This is a genomic window from Streptomyces sp. NPDC053755 (genome assembly GCF_040677675.1).
In the GTDB taxonomy this organism is placed as follows: Bacteria; Actinomycetota; Actinomycetes; order Streptomycetales; family Streptomycetaceae; genus Streptomyces.
Genome location: NZ_JBFASK010000004.1, coordinates 49480 through 66872 on the forward strand (window position 1 = coordinate 49480; position 17393 = coordinate 66872).

The following is a 17393-nucleotide window of genomic DNA, read 5'->3' on the forward strand; positions in this document are numbered from 1 at the left end:
TGCCCGTCCCGGCCTTCCCGGTCGGCGTCTCCTCCACGTCCGCCCGGGGGCGGGTCTTCCTGCGACACAGATGACACCTTTCGCACCATGACGGGGCAAACTCACTGTCTCCGTAACGCAGTACCACAGGTCGGACCGAAGTCAGCGGATCAACAGACCTCCACGGGTCGTCCGTCGGTCAGCCGGTAGGTCGCGCGGCCGTCGAGGAGCAGGGGGACGAGGGCGCGCTGCGCCTGGCGCAAGGGAACGAACCACCCGTCCCCGCTCCGGCGGAGGGTGATCCCGTGCAGGGCTAGCTCGTCGCCGAACTCGGCGTACTGCGCTCCGTCGAGCCGGTAGCCGCAGGGCGGGTCGGCCAGGATCTCGCCGGGCTCCGGAGGGTCGTTGTCCGCGCCGCCCAGCAGGACGGGACCCCGGTCGGCGAAGCCGGCCCGCCGGGCGGCCGCCGTGGCCGCGACGAGAGGTCCGCGCCGCTCGTCGACGTAGGCGAAGGCGCCCTTGAGCGCGACGAGTTGCGTGGTCACCCTACGCCGCTGGTTCAGGGCGTGGTCGTCCTTCTCCGCCGCGCTCAGGGCCTCCACCCGGGTCTCGACGAGCAGGCCGACGGAGTGCTTGACGCCGGCGGTGTTGCGCAGGATGCGCTCCTGTCCGTCGCCCGCCACCTGCTTGATGGGACGCCCCGTCAGCGGGTCGGTCCAGATGCCGTACACCCCGGTGCCGAAACCGGCCGCGCCGGCGGCAGGCCGGACGTAGGACTCCGACAGGGTGTGGGCCTCGTCGTGGACCCGGACGGCGGTGTTGGGGTTGCGGGGCCAGAGCGCGAGCAGGTCCTTGTCGTAGTACGGCGAGGTGCCGCCGTACTCGTGCAGGTCGTACACCACCTCCGGGCGCCGGTCACGGATCACGGCGGCGAGCGCGCGCCCCTCGGCGGCCGTGAGGGCGATGTGGTCGCGGTTGACGTCGACGCCGTCGGCGTTGCCCCGGGTGCCGGCCTCCCGGCCGTCGGGGTTGGCCGTCGGGACGACGAGGACGGTGGTGCGGGAGAGGAAGCGGAGGGTCGCGGGGTCGCGCGCGTACGCCAGGTCCCGGACCGTGGTCAGGCACGCCTCGCGGCCCGACGGCTCGTCACCGTGCTGGCTGCAGATGAGCAGCACGGTGACGGACGCGGGCCGGCTGGTCACACGGGCGGGAGCGCTGCCGGTCGCGTCGGCGGGAGCACCGGAGGTCGCGTCGGCGCGAGCCTTGCCGGTGGCTTCGCCGGGAGCGCCGCCGGTCGCGTCGGCGCCGGCCCCGGCGGGGACGTCGCCCCGCGCGCCCGCGCCGAGCGTGACCAGGCGGATCGGGCGGCCCTGCTTCGTCACGCCGACGGAGCGGACGGACACGCGGTCGCCGGAGCGGTCGACGGCCGCCAGGAAGGCGCGTTCCTCGGCCTCCGTCGTCCAGCGTGCGCCCCGGCTCGCCTCGAAGCCGGTCCGCGGGGGCGTCGCCGGCGCCGCGGAACCGGCGGCCTCGGCGGGGACCGTGACGAGCGGGAGCACGAGGGCGGCGGCGCCGGCCGCGAGCGCGAGCGTGCGCCGCACGGCACCGCGCGCCCGCCCGTGCGGGGTGCGGACCGCCGGGCCGCGGCCGGTCGAGGGGCCGGGTGTCGGCCCGGGGTCCCTGGAGGGGTGGGGCGTCGGCGTGCGGCCCGTCCGAAGGCGCAACCTCGGCCTGGGGCCCGTGGCGGGGCGGGGTGTCGCCCCAAGGCCCGTCGACGGGCCGGGCGTCGACGTGTCGCTCATCAGCGGGCGCAACTCCCGCCCGGGGTCCGCCGAGGGATCCCGCCTCGGCCCGGGGCCCGGCGAAGGGCCCGTCGGCGGGCCGCTCATCGCAGGCCGCCCGGGATCGGGTGGCCGGAGCGCTGCGGGGCGGTCAGCCCCTTCGGCGTCGGCTCGGCCGGTGCCGGAGGGGCCTCCCGTGGCCCGGACGTGGCCCGGACGAAGGCGGGGGCGCCGCCGACCAGCGGGAGCTTCGCCGAGGTGCGCGCGAGGTCGAGGGTGAGGGTCGGTGTGGTCGACGGCGGGTCGAGGAGGTCCCTGTCGGTGCCCCCGACGATCAGGGCGAGCCGGTGACCGGCCGGGACGACATGGTCGGTCGCCGCCAGGTCCAGGGTGATCGTGTAGGCCCTGCCCGGGGTCAGCGGACGGCCCTTGCGCGGGTCGGCCCAGGTCCCCAGGTCCGCCCAGCCGCGGCTGACGACCGTGTGGCCGACGTCCGCCGTACGGGCCCGGGTCTCCTTGTAGCAGGCGCTGTCGCCGCTCGTGCTCGCGCCCCAGCAGGTGCGTGCGGTGAGCGTGGTGATGCCTTCGCCGGCCGCCGCGTAGTCCCGGATGGTGTCCGGTCCGATGTCGACGAGTACGGCGGTCAGGTGCGCCGTCCCGGTGGTGGGCGTGGCCGTGACCGTCACCTTCGAGGATCCGGCGATCCGGAGTCCGCGGTCGAGCGGGCGGGTGACGAACCCGGCCTTGGCGGGGGTCGGGCTGTCGATCCGCGCGGCCCAGTCGTCCTCCCCGAGGCTCGGGTCGTCGGTGAAGGTCTCGGTGGCGCCGGGCGCCTCGGGGAGCAGGCCGAGGGTGCCGACCCCGGGTGCGGCGCCCGTGCCCGGGCGCAGGGTGGTGGGCGCGGTGGTGCGCGGCGGCCAGACACGGTCGGTGGTCCAGCGGTCCGGGGCGCGCTCGATGTCCGCCATCGGCTCGCGGTCGATGCCGTTGTCGTGGCCGAGGAGGTAGTGGTCGAACCAGCGGTGCAGGGTGCGGACCCAGTCGGCGCGGCGGAAGTCGAAGGGGTCGACGTGGCCGGTCTGCGAGAGCCAGATCTTGCGCTCCACGCCCCGGGCGGCGAGGGCGTCCCACCACCGCCCGAACTGCCGGGCGCGGACGTTCAGGTCCTGCTGCCCGTGCACGACGAAGACACTGGCCTTCACCCGGGCGGCGCTCCGGACGTGGTCGCGCTCGGTCCAGGCCGGGGTCCAGTCCCCGCTGTAGGGGGTGGCCGCCGCGATCCGCTGCTGGACGGCGCCGCAACGTTCCTTCGCCTCGGGGGAGGCGACGTAGTCGGAGAGCCAGCTCGGGTTGGCGTTGTAGAGCGGGGCGCCCTGGGAGTGGAAGTAGTCGTACCAGGACGAGATCGCGCCGATCGGCACGATGGTCTTCAGGCCCTCGACGCCGGTGGCGGCGACCCCGTTGGCGATGGTGCCGTCCCAGCTCTTGCCGATCATGCCGACCCGGCCGGTGGACCAGGTGGTGGCCAGGGCGCGGGTGTCGCCGGTACGGGTGGTGTAGCCGGCGGCGCGGCCGTTCAGCCAGTCGACGACGGCCTTGGCGGACTGGACGTCGGACCGGCCTCCGACGTCGTCGCAGCCGTCGGAACGGCTGGTGCCGGCGAGGTCGACGGCGACGAAGGCGTAGCCGCGCGGGACGAAGTAGTTGTCGTAGAAGAGCGGGAACGCGACGGGGTCGCCGTCGGCGTCGTAGGTCTTCTTCTGGCCTTCGTTGCCCCGGCCGCAGCAGGCGTAGTAAGGGCTGGCGTCCATGATGACCGGGATCCTCCGGCCTGCCGCGGCGGGCTCCCGGGGCCGGACGATGTCGGCCGCGACCCGGTCGGAGCGGCCGTCCCCGTCGCCGTCGAGGCCGGTGTCCACCCAGACGGACTCCCGGACGGCGTCGGCGTACGAGTGGACCGGCGCCGACTCCCGTACACCGGGCGTCGCTTGGGCTCCGGCGGGGGTGAGGAGCGCGGCCATCAGGGCGGCCGTGGCGGCCGTCACGAGGGTTCTGCACGACAGACGGGCTCTGCGGGTTGTCCGCACACGTATCGGCATGGGGCGGAACGTACCGTCGTCAACTCCCGAGCAAAAGAGTGCCGTCGGGAGGCGGGCGGTGCGGATGCTTCATGTCGGCCGAATGGCGATCGTGTGACAGGAGGGCCCATGGACATGACGACCGTCGACGGGCCTGAATAGTGTCGATAAGGACCGACGGCTACCCGCACGTCTTACGTCTCTTACGACTTGGAGCCCTCCTGTGCACCGCAGAATCATCGTTCCGAGCGCTCTCGCGGCCTCTCTCCTGCTGGCGATCCCGGCATCGGCCGCCGACTTCGTTCCGGGCGCCCCGGGCATCGGCGATCCCTACTACCCGGCCAGTGGCAACGGCGGTTACGACGTCTCCCACTACGACCTGCGGCTGACCTACCAGCCCGCCACCGACCTCCTGGAGGGCACGGCGACGATCCTCGCCACGACGACGCAGAACCTGTCCCGCTTCAACCTCGACCTCGGACTGAAGGTCAGCGAGGTGCGGGTGAACGGCAAGAAGGCGCGTTTCACCACCTCGGGCGAGCAGGAGCTGGAGATCACCCCGGCCGCCCCGCTGGAGAAGAACCGTTCCGTCTCGGTCGTGGTGCGCTACGCCGGCAAGCCCTCCGAGGTGCGGATAGGCGGCTGGACGGCCTGGCACCGCACCCCCGACGGGGGCGTCGCGGCCCAGGAACCGGACTCGGCCGCGTGGTGGTTCCCCTCCAACGACCACCCGCGGGACAAGGCCACCTTCGACGTCTCGGTCTCCGTGCCGGACGGCACCCAGGCCATCAGCAACGGCGTGCTCCAGTCGCAGTCGTCACGGCTCGGGTGGACCCGCTACAACTGGCGCGCGAACAAGCCCCAGGCGACCTATCTGGCCACGCTCGCCGTCGGGAAGTTCGACATCACGACCGACAAGACCGCGAACGGACTGCCCGTCCTCAACGCGTACAGCCGGGACCTCGGCGACAACGCGGGCGCGGCGCGCGCGAGCGTCGAGCGGACGACCGAGGTCGCGGAGTGGCTGGAGGAGGTCTTCGGACCGTACCCCTTCAACGCGCTCGGCGGATACGTCCCGAACGTGACGAGCGGGTACGCGCTGGAGACCCAGACCCGGCCGTTCTACAGCCCGCGCCAGTTCGCCAACGGGGCGAACGTCTCGGTGGTCGTGCACGAGCTGGCGCACCAGTGGTACGGCGACAGCGTCTCGGTCGACCGCTGGAAGGACATCTGGGTCAACGAGGGCTTCGCCCGCTACAGCCAGTGGCTGTGGTCCGAGAAGGAGGGCGAGGGCACCGCCCAGGAGCTGGCCGACTACGTGTACGCCGCCCGCGCGGCCGACGACCCGTTCTGGACGGTGAAGCCGGGTGACCCCGGTCCGGACAACCAGTTCCACATCGCCGTCTACGACCGGGGCGCGCTGGCGCTCCAGGCGCTGCGCAACGAGATCGGCGACGAGGACTTCTTCGCCCTGCTCAAGGGCTGGCCCACGGAGTTCGCGTACGGCAACGCCGAGGTCGGCGACTTCGTACGGTACGCCGAGCGGATCTCGGGCAAGCCCCTGGCCGGGCTCTTCGACACCTGGCTCTACCAGCCGGTCAAGCCGGCCGCGCCGGCGGCCGCGCGCGCCGGGCTCTCGGCGCGGACGGCGGCCACCGCTCCGGCCGCGAAGCCGGTGCCGCCGAAGTCCTGGAAGAAGATCGCGGAGACGAACACGATCCACGAGCACGAGGCGCACGACGCGCACTGATCACGGTCCCGCGCCCCTGTCCCGTCCCTCCGGGGGCGGGGCAGGGGCGCGCCTGCCCCCGCCCCGCCGGGCCCGCGTCCGCTTCCCCCCCGCCCTCCGGTTAGTGTCACCGGTGGTACGGACGGCGAGTGGAGGGAACCGGCCATGGGCGTGGAGGGGTACGGCGATCCGGCGGTACGCGAGGCCGTCGCGCGGCGGATCGGTGCCGCGTGGGGACTCGAACTGCCTGTCTCCTACTTCCGTTTCCTGGACTTCCTGGCCGCGCTCGGCCCCGTCGAGCGGCGGGCGCTACGGGACCTGGACCTCGCGCCCTGTGGCGTGACGGATCTCTTCGCCGACCCCGGCGCCGTGCCGCGGGACGGTCTCGACCTCCGGACGCACGGCCGCTACTACCGTGATCCGCCGGAGTTCCTGACGTTCCTGCACGGCGGATCCGACGGGCTGCACTTCGGTCTCTGGTCCGATGACGGGCGCACCTGCACGGGCGTCGGCTCGTACCGCAACGACGACGGCGAGGGCATCGACCTCCGTCACCGCACCCCGCTGGAGGCCGTCCGGGCACGGGTCGAGGCGGCGCAGCGCGACCTGGCGGAGTACGCGGCCGACGGCGACGAGGAGGAGAAGGCCCGGCTCGCCGGCCTCGGGGCGCTGCGCGGCCTGCTCACGGAATTCGAGACGGCGGAGCGCACGGAGACGGGGGCGGCCTACGCGCAGGCGTACGACGGCCACGTACCCGCCGTGGACCCCCGCCGCATCACGACCCTGGACGGTGCGGGCGCCCTGGTCTCCGGGAAGACCGCACTGGACCGCCCGCCGCACAACGCCGCCGACGCCTACCGCTTCGCCACGTTCGTGGAGCAGCTGTTCGACGACCCCGTGGCGCTCCGGAACGCCCGGGAGGAGGCCCTGCGGCGCGCCGCCGCCGGGGACCCCGCCGAGGCGCTGGTGCTCGGCCGGGATCTGCACCAGGCCTCGTACGGCAACCGTGAGCGGGAGGACTACGCGGGTGAGCTGCTGGCCCTCGCCTACCGGGCACTGGACCGCCCCGCACTCGCGGGGATCGCCGAGGCCCACCACCGACACCGGTCGCTGCCGAGCGTGGACGTGCTGCGGCGCGGCTGAGGGCGCCCTGCCGAGGGGCGAGGGAACCGGCGGGACGGAGCGCACCGGGGGCCGGCCCTCGGACGGGCAGCGAGCGGCCCTGCCGGGTGAGCGGCAGCTGAGAGCGCTTTCACCGGCCGGCCCCCGCGCGCCGGCCACCCGTTACCCTCGTCCCTGTCAGCACCGTCGCACCGCGTCGTACACCGTCGTCCCCCGTGGTCACGCCCGTGAGGAGCCACCCTTGAGCGAACCGACCTCCGGGGCGCGCCCCACCCTGGAAGCCGTCGCCGAACGCGCCGGAGTGTCCCGGGCGACGGTGTCCCGTGTCGTCAACGGCGGGGCCGGGGTCCGCGAGGTGCTGGTGGAGAAGGTGCGCAAGGCCGTCGAGGAGCTGGGCTACATCCCCAACCACGCGGCCAGGACCCTCGTGACGCGGCGCAACGGGGCGGTCGCCGTGATCATCGCCGAGCCCGAGTTCCGGATCTTCTCGGACCCGTTCTTCGAACAGCAGATCCGGGGCATCAGCCGTGAGCTGACCGCGCACGACGCCCAGCTGGTCCTGCTCTGGGTGGAGGGACCCGGCGACCACGAACGGATCGCGCGGTACCTCGGCGGCGGCCATGTCGACGGCGCCCTCGCCTTCTCGCTGCACAACGACGACGAACTGCCCGCGATCGTGCGGCGCGTCCAGGTTCCGACGGTGTTCGGCGGGCGCCCGGGCTGGACGGGCCCCGCGGGCGAGCCGGCGGTCGCCTACGTCGACTGCGACAACCGGGGCGGAGCCCGGGCCGCCGTCCGCCATCTGCGCCGCACCCTCGGACGCCGGACCATCGCGCACATCACGGGCCCCGGCGACCAGACGTCCGCGCTCGACCGTCTCGACGGGTACCGGGACGAGCTGCCCGACGCCGATCCCGCCCTGGTGGAGGAGGGAGCGTTCACCGAGGAGAGCGGGGCGCGGGCGATGGCCGCGCTGCTGCGGCGGCGGCCCGGTCTGGACGCCGTGTTCGTGGCCAACGACCTGATGGCGTCGGGGGCGCTGCGGGTGCTGCGCGAGCGGGGCCGCCGCGTGCCCGAGGACGTCGCGCTCGTCGGCTTCGACGACATGCGCCAGGTGGCGGAGGCGACCGACCCGCCGTTGTCGACGGTCCATCAGGACGTCGAGGGGATGGGGCGGCTGATGGTGCGCCTGCTGATGAGGACCCTGGACGGCGAGGGCGCCGAGCCGGTGATCACCCCGACCGAGCTGGTCCTGCGCGCCTCCGCGTGAGCGTACCGGGGGCCGCCGGGCGGCCCGCCGGGCGGGGCACTCCCCCACGGTGACCGGCCGCCCGCCCCCCAACTGTTTCGCGTTCGGCTCTTGACGGGAAGCGCACCGGGGAGGCACGCTCCTGACGCATTCCTGAGAGCGCTCTCAAAACGTGGCCCCCAACGTTCCCGAGCGTCTCTCGACGGACCCCGAAGCCAAGGGAGGCTTCCATGCCCACTGCCCGAGCCGCCAGGAGAACCGCCGTCCGACTCGGCGCGGTCGCCCTCGCCGGGGCTCTCCTCGCCGCCTGTGGATCCGGTGGATCCGACGGCGCCTCCGACAGCGCGGGCGGAAAGGTCACGATCACCGTCGACCTCTTCGGCTCGTTCGGCTACAAGGAGGCCGGGCTGTACGCCGCGTACGAGAAGCTCCACCCGAACGTCACGATCAAGCAGACCGACACCGAGGACGAGCAGGACTACTGGAAGTCGCTGCAGACCCGGCTGGCCGGCGGCGGCGGGCTCGCCGACGTCCAGGGCATCGAGGTCGGCCGGATCGCCTCCGTCACCCAGCAGCAGGCGGACAAGTTCGAGGACCTGACGAAGTACGGCGCCGACAGGCTCGCCGGCGAGTTCGCCCCCGCCACCTGGTCCGCCGCGACCACGAAGGACGGCAAGGTCCTCGGCCTCGGCACCGACGTCGGCCCCGAGGCCATGTGCTACCGCACGGACCTCTTCAAGCAGGCCGGACTGCCGACGGACCGCACCGAGCTGGCACAGAAGTGGTCCACCTGGGAGGGCTACCTGGCGCTGGGCAGGCAGTACCAGGCCAAGGCCCCCGGCAAGAGCGCCTGGATGGACAGCGTCGGCAGCCTCTACACCGTGATGATCGGACAGGAGAAGGAGCGCTACTACGACGCCTCGGGCAAACTGATCTACGCCGAGAACCCGGCCCTGCAGCACGCCTGGAAGACCTCGACGGACGCGGCCGAGGCCGGCCTGAGCGCCAAGCTCGACCAGTGGTCGCCGCAGTGGAACCAGGCGTTCTCCGCCGGCTCCTTCGCCACCCTTCCCTGCCCCGCCTGGATGCTCGGCTACATCAAGGGCCAGGCCGGCGACGCGGGCAAGGGCAAGTGGGACATCGCCAAGCTGCCCGGCGGCGCCGGGAACTGGGGCGGGTCCTACCTCAGCGTGCCCCGCGCGGCGAAGCACAAGAAGGAGGCGTACGAGCTGATCCAGTGGCTGACCGCCCCGGCCCAGCAGGCGGCCCTCTTCCGGAAGCAGGGCAACTTCCCCTCCTCGACCGGCGCGATCGCCCAGGTCGCCACGGCGACGGACGCGTACTTCTCCGGCGCGCCGATCGGACAGATCTTCGGGGACGCGGCGAAGGCGGCGCCCGTCCAGGTCCTCGGCGTCCACGACAAGAACGTCGCCGACCAGATCACCAACGCGCTGAGCGAGGTGGAGCGCAAGGGCGTCTCCCCGGACAAGGCGTGGTCGAACGCGCGGAAGGGCGTGGAGAACGCCACCGGCTGAGCCCCGGGCCTGCTCCCCCCGGCGCCGGGGGGAGTGACCGGCGGTCCGGGGTGAACTCCCGTCGGCCTCCGCTTCCCCCCGGGAGCAGGCGGGCGGGGCGGGACCGGGCCCGCCTCCGCCCCGCCCGCGCCTCCGCCCCGCCGCGCCCTCGTCGCCGGCCACCGCCCCCGCCCCCTCCGCACCTCCCCGACCGACCGAAGGGCCGCACCGTGACCCTCACCGCCTCCGGGCCGACGACGGCACCCCTCCCGCCGTCGCCGGCCCGGTCCACCGGCGGCACCCGCCGCAGCCGGTGGGCCGCCTTCGTCCCGTACGCCTATCTCGCCCCGTTCTTCACCCTGTTCGCGGCCTTCGGGCTCTTCCCGCTCCTCTACACCGCCTTCGTGTCGCTCTACCGGGTCGAACTCCAGACCCCCGGCGACATGGAGTGGCGAGGCCTCGGCAACTACACGGCGCTGCTGACCGACGAGTTCTTCTGGACCGCGCTGCGCAACACGTTCACCATCGGGGTCCTGTCCACCGTCCCCCAGCTGGCCATGGCGCTCGGACTGGCGCACCTGCTCAACTACAAACTGCGGGGCCGGACCTTCTTCCGTACCGCCATGCTCCTGCCCTACGCGACCTCCGTCGCCGCCGCCACGCTGGTCTTCGCCCAGCTGTTCGGCCGCGACTTCGGGCTGGTCAACTACGTCCTCTCCCTGGTGGGATTCGGCCCGGTCGACTGGCAGAACGGCACCCTCGCCTCGCAGATCGCCGTCTCGTCGATCGTCGTCTGGCGCTGGACCGGTTACAACGCGCTGATCTACCTCGCGGGCATGCAGTCGATCCCCACGGAGCTGTACGAGGCGGCGGAGATGGACGGCGCCTCGCGGTGGCGGCAGTTCCTCCATGTCACCCTGCCCGGACTGCGCCCCACGATCGTCTTCACCACCGTCGTCTCCACGATCGGCGCGACCCAGCTCTTCGGCGAGCCGCTGCTCTTCGAGGGCTCGGTCTCCGGCGGCATCTCGCACCAGTACCAGACCCTCGGGCTGTACCTGTACGAGCAGGGCTGGGGCTTCTTCCACCTGGGCCGGGCGGCCGCGATCGCCTGGCTGATGTTCCTGCTCATCCTCCTCCTGGTCGGGGCCAACGCCCTGATCGCGCAGCGCCGTTCACGTCGAGAGGAGGGCCGGGCATGACCGTGCGCCCCGCCCGTACGGGTCACGGCGGCAGGATCACGTACGCGATCCTCATCCTCGCCGTGCTCGTCTCCGCGTTCCCGTTCTACTGGACCATCGTCGCCGCCAGCCGGTCCAACGCCGATCTGGCCCAGGTCCCGCCGACCCTGCTGCCGGGATCGAACCTCTTCCACAACTTCGAGGCGGTGATGGAGGAGGCCGACATCGGCACGGCGCTCCTCAACTCGCTGATCGTCTCCGGTTCGATCACCGTCGGCACCGTGCTGTGCTGCACCCTGGCCGGCTTCGCCTTCGCCAAGCTGCGCTTCCGCGGCCGGGGGGCGCTGCTGGCGGTCACGGTCGGCACGATGATGATCCCGCCGCAGCTGGGGGTGATCCCGCTCTTCATGGTCATCGCCGAGCTGGGCTGGGTGAACCAGCTCCAGTCGGTGATCCTGCCCGGCCTCGTCTCGGCCTTCGGGGTCTTCTTCATGCGCCAGTTCCTGGTGCAGTCGCTGCCGGACGAACTCATCGAGGCGGCCCGCGTCGACGGCGCCTCCTCCGCCCGCATCTTCTGGTCGATCGTGGTGCCGATCGCCCGGCCGGGCATGGCCGTGCTCGGGCTGCTCACCTTCATGGCCGCCTGGAACGACTTCTTCTGGCCGATCGTGGCCCTGTCCTCGCAGAACCCGACCGTGCAGGTCGCGCTGCGCCAGCTGGGCGGCGGATACGTCCACGACCAGTCGGTGATCATGGCGGGGACGCTGCTCGGCACCCTGCCCGTGCTGCTCGTCTTCGGCCTGCTGGGCCGGCAGATCGTCGGCGGCATCATGCAGGGCGCGGTCAAGGGCTGACCCCCCTCCTCTCCTTCCCTCTTCCTCGTCACGGGAGTTCCTCACCCATGAACGCTCTCTTCCCTGCCGGTTTCCGCTGGGGTTCGGCCACCGCCGCCTACCAGATCGAGGGTGCGGCGGCCGAGGACGGCCGCACGCCGTCCATCTGGGACACCTTCAGCAAGGCGCCGGGCAAGGTGCGCAACGGCGACACCGGTGACATCGCCGCGGACCACTACCACCGGGTGCGCGAGGACGTCGCCCTGATGAAGGAGGTGGGGATCACCGACTACCGCTTCTCCCTCTCCTGGCCGCGGATCCAGCCGACCGGGTCCGGGCCGGCCGCCCAGAAGGGCCTGGACTTCTACCGCTCGCTGGTCGACGAGCTCCTCGACGCGGGAATCCGGCCCGTGGCCACCCTGTACCACTGGGACCTGCCGCAGGAGCTGGAGGATGCCGGGGGCTGGCCGGAGCGCGCGACCGCCGAACGGTTCGCGGAGTACGCCTCGCTCGCCGCCGAGGCGCTGGGCGACCGGGTCCCCACCTGGACCACCCTCAACGAGCCCTGGTGCGCGGCGTTCCTGGGGTACGGCTCCGGCGTCCACGCACCCGGCCGGACCGACGAGGCGGCGTCCCTGCGCGCCGCCCACCACCTCAACCTGGCGCACGGTCTGGCCGTCCAGGCCCTGCGCGAGGCGCTTCCGGCCTCGTCCGAGGTGTCGCTGACGCTCAACCTCCATGTGATCAGGGCGCTGTCCGACACCCCGGAGGACCGCGACGCCGTCCGCCGGATCGACGCGGTCGGCAACCGCGTCTTCCTCGACCCCGTCTTCCACGGCCGGCTCCCGGAGGACCTGGTGGCCGACACCGCGCACCTCACGGACTGGTCCTTCGTCCAGGACGGCGACCTGAAGACGATCTCCACGCCGATCGACTCGCTCGGCGTCAACTACTACTCCCCCTCCGTCGTCGCCGCGGGCACCTCGGAGACCCCCTCGCCGTGGCCCGGCGCCTCGGAGCGGGTGCGGTTCCTGCCGGCGCCGGGACCGCGGACGGCGATGGACTGGCCGGTGGACGCGGACGGGCTGTACGAGGTGCTGGTGCGGCTGCGGGACGAGCTGCCGGGGGTGCCCCTGCTGATCACCGAGAACGGGGCGGCGTACGACGACTACGCCGACCCGGAGGGCGAGGTCCACGACCCGGAGCGGGTGGCGTATCTGGACGCGCATCTCGCGGCCACGCACCGGGCGATCGCCGACGGGGCCGACGTGCGCGGCTACTTCCTCTGGTCGCTGCTCGACAACTTCGAGTGGGCGTACGGCTACGGCAAGCGGTTCGGGATCGTGTACGTGGACTTCGCGAGCCAGCGCCGTACGCCGAAGGACAGCGCCCGCTGGTACGCGCAGGTCATCGCGCGCGGCGGGCTGCTGCGCTGAGCCGCGCCCGGCGCCGGGCCTCCCGCGCCAGGGGGAGGTAGCGCAGCCGCTCGGGAAGGAGCGGCACCACGGTGCGGACGGCCAGGGAGAAGCGGCGCAGCCGCTTCTCCTGCCGGTCGCTCCAGGCCAGCCCGATCGCCTCGCGGGCGTCCGGCGGCATGAGGCCGACCGTGACGAAGCGGCGGAAGCGGGCGAGGCGGGGCAGGAGCACCGGCCACAGCAGCCGGAGCAGCCGTCGCAGCGGGAGGGGACCCCGGTCGGGCGGCGGCACCGGCGCGCCGGGGTCGACCAGTTCGCGGACGACCACGGTGGCTTCGAGTTCGTCGCGGAGCACGGCGCGGTAGTACGGCCAGAACTCCTCGATCGTCGGGGGCATGTCCCGGTCGCGGATGCCGAGTATCCGGCCGACCTGGAACCACTCGGCGTAGAGCTGCCGTTCCTGGGCCTGCGTGAGCGGGCGGGCGAGGTAGCTCAGTCCGTGGCGGTAGACGGGGAAGCCGGTGGCGTGGACCCAGGCGTAGTAGGCGGGGGTCAGCGCGTGGTAGCGGCGGCCCCGGGCGTCGGTGCCCTGGATGGTCCGGTGGAGCCGCCGCAGCCGGCGGCCTTCCTCGGCAGCGGCCTCGCCGCCGTAGACCCACAGCTGCACGGAGCGCAGCGAGCGTTCGCCGCGGCCCCAGGGGTCGGTGCGGAAGACGGAGTGTTCGTCGACTCCGGCGCCGACGGCGGGGTGGGCGACCTGCAGGGTGAGCGCCGCGGGCAGCATGAGCAGCGCGCGGACGTCCCCGGCCACGCTCCAGAGCACGCCCCCGACGGGCGGCGGTGCGGGCTCGGCCCTGGGCGCCGGCCCGGACGCCGGGGGCCCTGAAGCCGCCGCCACCGGCGCGGCGAGACCGTCCGCCGCCTCCGTCGGGGCGCCGTGCTCGGCCGCTCCCGTCGCGCTTGGCCGCGGCGATCCCGCCGTGTCCGGCGCGGGGGCGGCGGGGTGCGCGGGGTCCTTCGGTGCGGTCACGCCGTTTGCCCTCCTCACGCTCTCAGCCTGCCCTTTCCGGCCCTCGCAGGCAAAAGGCGCATATGGATCGGGGCCGCGCCCGGGCGTGAGCCCGGGGCGCGGCCCCGTACGACGTGGTGCGGGTCAGACGCGGTCGGCGCCGACCGGCTCGCCGACGATGCGGCCGGCCAGCGCGCGGGCCCAGGCGTCGACGTCGCTGGTGAGCTCGCGCTCGGCGGCGGCGCGCTCGGCGGCGATGCGCTCGGCACCGGCGGCGAGGATCGCGTCGCGCTCGGCGATGCCCTCGGCGCGGGCGGCGGCGATGGCGGCCGCGCCCTCCTCGGTGGCACGGGAGCGGATGCGGGCGGCCTCGTGACGCGCCTCGGCGAGCTCCGCCTCGTACTGCTCACGGATCCCGGCGGCCTCGGCGCGCAGGTCGTCGGCGCGCTCGGTGCCGCCGCCGATCGCGTCCTCGCGCTCGGCGAGGGTGCGGTTGATCTTCGGCAGGATGCCCTTCGCCAGGATGAGGAAGGTGAGGGCGAACAGCACGACGCCGAGGATGAGCTCCGCCGTGACGGGGTTGAGCGGACCGAGGTCCATGTTGAAGATCGTCGAATTCTGCGCGAGGGTCATGCGCGCATCCTACCTCGTCGCAAAAACGACTTTTCGTGCGAACAGGTGCGAGCGCCGAAGAGTTGGCGCGCTGGTGCGGCCCGCGCAAGATTCCCGGCACCGCATGGCTACCGAAAGGTAACTATGGCTGCTTTGATGTGCGGCGCCGGTCCAACCCCCCACGACTCCACAGGAGTTCCCGTGCCGCTTGCCCCGCTCCAGCGCCGCACCCTCGGCATCGCCCTGTCCGGAGCGCTCGCCGCCGCCACTCTGGCGACGACCGCCTCCGCCGCCTCGGCCGCCGAGACCCCGCGGCTGAAGGTGCTCTCCTACAACGCGTTCCTCTTCTCCAAGACGCTGTACCCGAACTGGGGACAGGACCACCGCGCCAAGGCCATACCCGCGGCCTCCTTCTTCCAGGGCAACGACGTGGTCGTGATCCAGGAGGCCTTCGACAACTCCTCCTCCGACGCGCTCAAGGCGAACGCGGCCGGGCAGTACCCGCACCAGACCCCCGTCATGGGACGCGGCAAGAGCGGCTGGGACGCCACGAGCGGCGCGTACTCCGCCACCACCCCGGAGGACGGCGGGGTGACGATCCTCAGCAAGTGGCCGATCGTCCGCAAGGAGCAGTACGTCTACAAGGACGCCTGCGGCGCCGACTGGTACTCCAACAAGGGCTTCGTCTACACCGTCCTGGACGTGAACGGCGCCAGGGTGCACGTCGTCGGCACGCACGCCCAGTCCACCGACCCCGGCTGTTCCGCCGGGGAGGCGGCGCAGACGCGCAGCCGCCAGTTCAAGGCGATGGACGCCTTCCTCGACGCCAAGAACATCCCGGCGGGAGAGCAGGTCGTCGTGGCGGGCGACCTCAACGTCGACTCGCACACGGCGGAGTACGCCACGATGCTCGCCGACCTGGGCGTCACGGGCGCGGACGCCCGGACCGGGCACCCGTACTCCTTCGACACCGAGCTGAACTCGATCGCCTCCGAGCGCTACCCGGACGACCCGCGCGAGGACCTCGACTACGTCCTGCACCGCGCCGGTCACGCCCGGCCCGCGGGCTGGACCAATCGCGTGGTCCTGGAGCAGAGCGCCCCGTGGACCGTGTCGAGCTGGGGCACGCGGTACACGTACACGAACCTCTCCGACCACTACCCGGTCACGGGGTACGCGGCGGGCTGACCACGGCTGGACGGGGCCGATCCCGCTTGGCGGGGCCGCGGGTCCCTCCGGACGGCGGTCCCGCGAGGGGCGGGGAGACGGGTGCCGCGCGGGGACGGCGGGGAGGCCGATCGCTTCCCCACGGCAGCATCGGCCCGTCGGCCACGCCCCTCCGGCCGGCCCGCGTAGTCTCCCCTCCGGGAGGCCGCATGACCACCGACCCGTCCACACCACCGGCGCAGCCCCTCGGCGACAAGGGGCTGCGGGGCGACTCGGTGGGGCTGCTCGCCACCGTCTCGCTGGGGCTCGCCTCGGTCGCCCCGGCCTACAGCATCGCGGTGACGCTCGGCCTGGTGACCCTCGCGGTCGGCGACCTCGCCCCGGCCGCCCTGCTCCTCGGCTTCGTACCGATCCTGCTCACCGCGTTCGCCTTCCGGGAGCTGAACCGCCGGATGCCGGACTGCGGCACCACCTTCGTGTGGACCACCCGCGTCTTCGGCCCGGCGGCCGGCTGGCTGGCGGGGGGCTGGACGGTCCTGATCGCCACCGTGCTCGTGATGACGACACTGGCCCAGGTCGGGGCGGCCTCCCTGCTCGCGCTCCTCGGACTCGACGCGGCGGCCGGCGACACCCTCGCGGTGACCGCGCTCGCCGTCGTGCTGCTCGCGCTGACCACGTCCGTCGCCTACCGGGGCATCCAGCTCGCCGCCCATGTGCAGTACGCGATGATCGGGCTCCAGCTCCTCGCCCTGCTCGCCTTCGGCGCGGCCGCCTTCGCCCGGGACGGCGCGACCACTCCCTCGGCGGCCTGGCTCGACCCCTTCGCCTTCGGCGGCTGGGGGCCCTTCGCCGAGGCGGTGCTGCTGAGCCTGTTCATCTACTGGGGCTGGGACGCGCTGATCACCTTCAACGAGGAGACGGTCGACAGCGGGCGCACCCCCGGCAGGGCCGCCGTGGCCTCGACCCTGATCCTCCTCGTCACCTATCTCTTCACCGCCTGCGCGGCGCTCTCCTTCGCCGGCACCGGCGACTCGGGCCTCGGGCTCGGCAACGAGGAGACGGCGGCCGACGCCCTCACCGGCCTCGCTCCGGCGGTCCTCGGAGGGGCCCTGGGGAGGGTCGTCACCCTCGCCATCGCCGTCTCGGCCGTGGGAGCACTGCTGACCGGCGTCGGCGCCATGCCCCGGATCACGCTGTCGATGGCGGCGCACGGCGCCCTGCCGGCCGCGTTCGGCCGCACCCACCGCCGCTTCCGCACCCCCGCCTACGGCACCGTGTTCTTCGGCTCCGTGACCGCCGCCGTCCTCGTCCTGCTCACGCTGGTCTCCGCCGATTTCCTGGGGGACGCGGTCCTGTCGATCGGCCTGCTGATCGCGTTCTACTACGGCGTCACGGGCTTCGCGTGCGCGTGGTACTTCCGCGCGGAGCTGCGGGGTCCCGCGCGGAAGCTGCTGGTCAGGGTGGTCATGCCGCTGGCCGGCGGGCTGATGATGCTGGCGGCCTTCGGGCGCGGGGCGTACGACATGCTGGACCCGGACTACGGCTCGACCTCCGTCGGCGGTGTCGGCGGTGTCCTGCTGCTCGGGATCGGCTCGATCGTGCTGGGCGCGCTGGTGATGCTGCCGGTCCGCGCCCGGCACCGGCGCTTCTTCCGCGAGGGCCGCGCCTCCGTGGCCGGGCGGCCCCCCGTGGAGGAGTGATCGCCTTCGCCCCGCCCCGGAGGC

The 17393-nt window shown here is 73.2% G+C and carries 13 protein-coding genes; 9 read left to right on the forward strand and 4 right to left on the reverse strand.

What is annotated here, in order from left to right:
* Nucleotides 1-149: 149 nt before the first annotated feature.
* Together AB0K65_RS06355 and AB0K65_RS06360 are read right to left on the reverse strand one after the other, a co-directional pair.
* Entirely contained in the window at nucleotides 150-1538 is a 1389-nt protein-coding gene (locus tag AB0K65_RS06355; RefSeq protein ID WP_365714805.1) for a M14 family metallopeptidase, read from the reverse strand.
* Between the two features lie 326 nt (nucleotides 1539-1864).
* Nucleotides 1865-3859, reverse strand: coding sequence for a Xaa-Pro dipeptidyl-peptidase (locus AB0K65_RS06360; RefSeq protein ID WP_365714579.1), 1995 nt, complete (start codon nucleotides 3857-3859; stop codon nucleotides 1865-1867).
* 202 nt (nucleotides 3860-4061) lie between these two features.
* On the opposite strand from AB0K65_RS06360, the gene AB0K65_RS06365 reads away from it, so the two are divergent.
* The 7 genes from AB0K65_RS06365 to AB0K65_RS06395 all read left to right on the forward strand — a co-directional run bounded on the left by AB0K65_RS06365 (nucleotide 4062) and on the right by AB0K65_RS06395 (nucleotide 12902).
* Nucleotides 4062-5588, forward strand: coding sequence for a M1 family metallopeptidase (locus AB0K65_RS06365; RefSeq protein ID WP_365714580.1), 1527 nt, complete (start codon nucleotides 4062-4064; stop codon nucleotides 5586-5588).
* 144 nt (nucleotides 5589-5732) lie between these two features.
* On the forward strand, nucleotides 5733-6710 hold the full coding sequence (locus AB0K65_RS06370; RefSeq protein ID WP_365714581.1) for a hypothetical protein: 978 nt from the start codon (nucleotides 5733-5735) through the stop codon (nucleotides 6708-6710).
* A 220-nt stretch (nucleotides 6711-6930) separates the two neighbouring features.
* A complete protein-coding gene (locus AB0K65_RS06375) occupies nucleotides 6931-7959 on the forward strand; it encodes a LacI family DNA-binding transcriptional regulator (protein WP_365714582.1) in 1029 nt (342 codons plus the stop codon).
* 209 nt (nucleotides 7960-8168) lie between these two features.
* Complete coding sequence (locus AB0K65_RS06380) at nucleotides 8169-9473, forward strand: extracellular solute-binding protein (protein ID WP_365714583.1); 1305 nt, start codon at nucleotides 8169-8171, stop codon at nucleotides 9471-9473.
* Between the two features lie 209 nt (nucleotides 9474-9682).
* Complete coding sequence (locus tag AB0K65_RS06385; protein ID WP_365714584.1) at nucleotides 9683-10654, forward strand: sugar ABC transporter permease; 972 nt, start codon at nucleotides 9683-9685, stop codon at nucleotides 10652-10654.
* Nucleotides 10651-11487 carry a carbohydrate ABC transporter permease gene (locus tag AB0K65_RS06390; RefSeq protein ID WP_365714585.1) on the forward strand — a complete coding sequence of 279 codons (837 nt, stop codon included), beginning with the start codon at nucleotides 10651-10653 and terminating at the stop codon, nucleotides 11485-11487. The genes AB0K65_RS06385 and AB0K65_RS06390 overlap by 4 nt, the downstream gene beginning before the upstream one ends.
* 47 nt (nucleotides 11488-11534) lie before the next feature.
* Nucleotides 11535-12902, forward strand: a complete 1368-nt coding sequence (locus AB0K65_RS06395) for a GH1 family beta-glucosidase (RefSeq protein WP_365714586.1) — start codon at nucleotides 11535-11537, stop codon at nucleotides 12900-12902.
* Here AB0K65_RS06395 and AB0K65_RS06400 read toward each other — a convergent pair.
* Both AB0K65_RS06400 and AB0K65_RS06405 read right to left on the reverse strand, forming a co-directional pair.
* Nucleotides 12874-13779 (reverse strand): oxygenase MpaB family protein, encoded by a 906-nt coding sequence (locus AB0K65_RS06400; RefSeq protein WP_365714806.1) that lies wholly within the window; start codon nucleotides 13777-13779, stop codon nucleotides 12874-12876. The two genes, AB0K65_RS06395 and AB0K65_RS06400, sit on opposite strands and share 29 nt — an antisense overlap.
* A 255-nt stretch (nucleotides 13780-14034) precedes the next feature.
* Nucleotides 14035-14523, reverse strand: coding sequence for a hypothetical protein (locus AB0K65_RS06405; RefSeq protein WP_365714587.1), 489 nt, complete (start codon nucleotides 14521-14523; stop codon nucleotides 14035-14037).
* Between the two features lie 135 nt (nucleotides 14524-14658).
* On the opposite strand from AB0K65_RS06405, the gene sph reads away from it, so the two are divergent.
* Together sph and AB0K65_RS06415 are read left to right on the forward strand one after the other, a co-directional pair.
* A complete protein-coding gene (gene sph, locus AB0K65_RS06410; RefSeq protein ID WP_365714807.1) occupies nucleotides 14659-15690 on the forward strand; it encodes a sphingomyelin phosphodiesterase in 1032 nt (343 codons plus the stop codon).
* Between the two features lie 188 nt (nucleotides 15691-15878).
* Complete coding sequence (locus AB0K65_RS06415) at nucleotides 15879-17369, forward strand: APC family permease (protein WP_365714588.1); 1491 nt, start codon at nucleotides 15879-15881, stop codon at nucleotides 17367-17369.
* Nucleotides 17370-17393 lie beyond the last annotated feature (24 nt).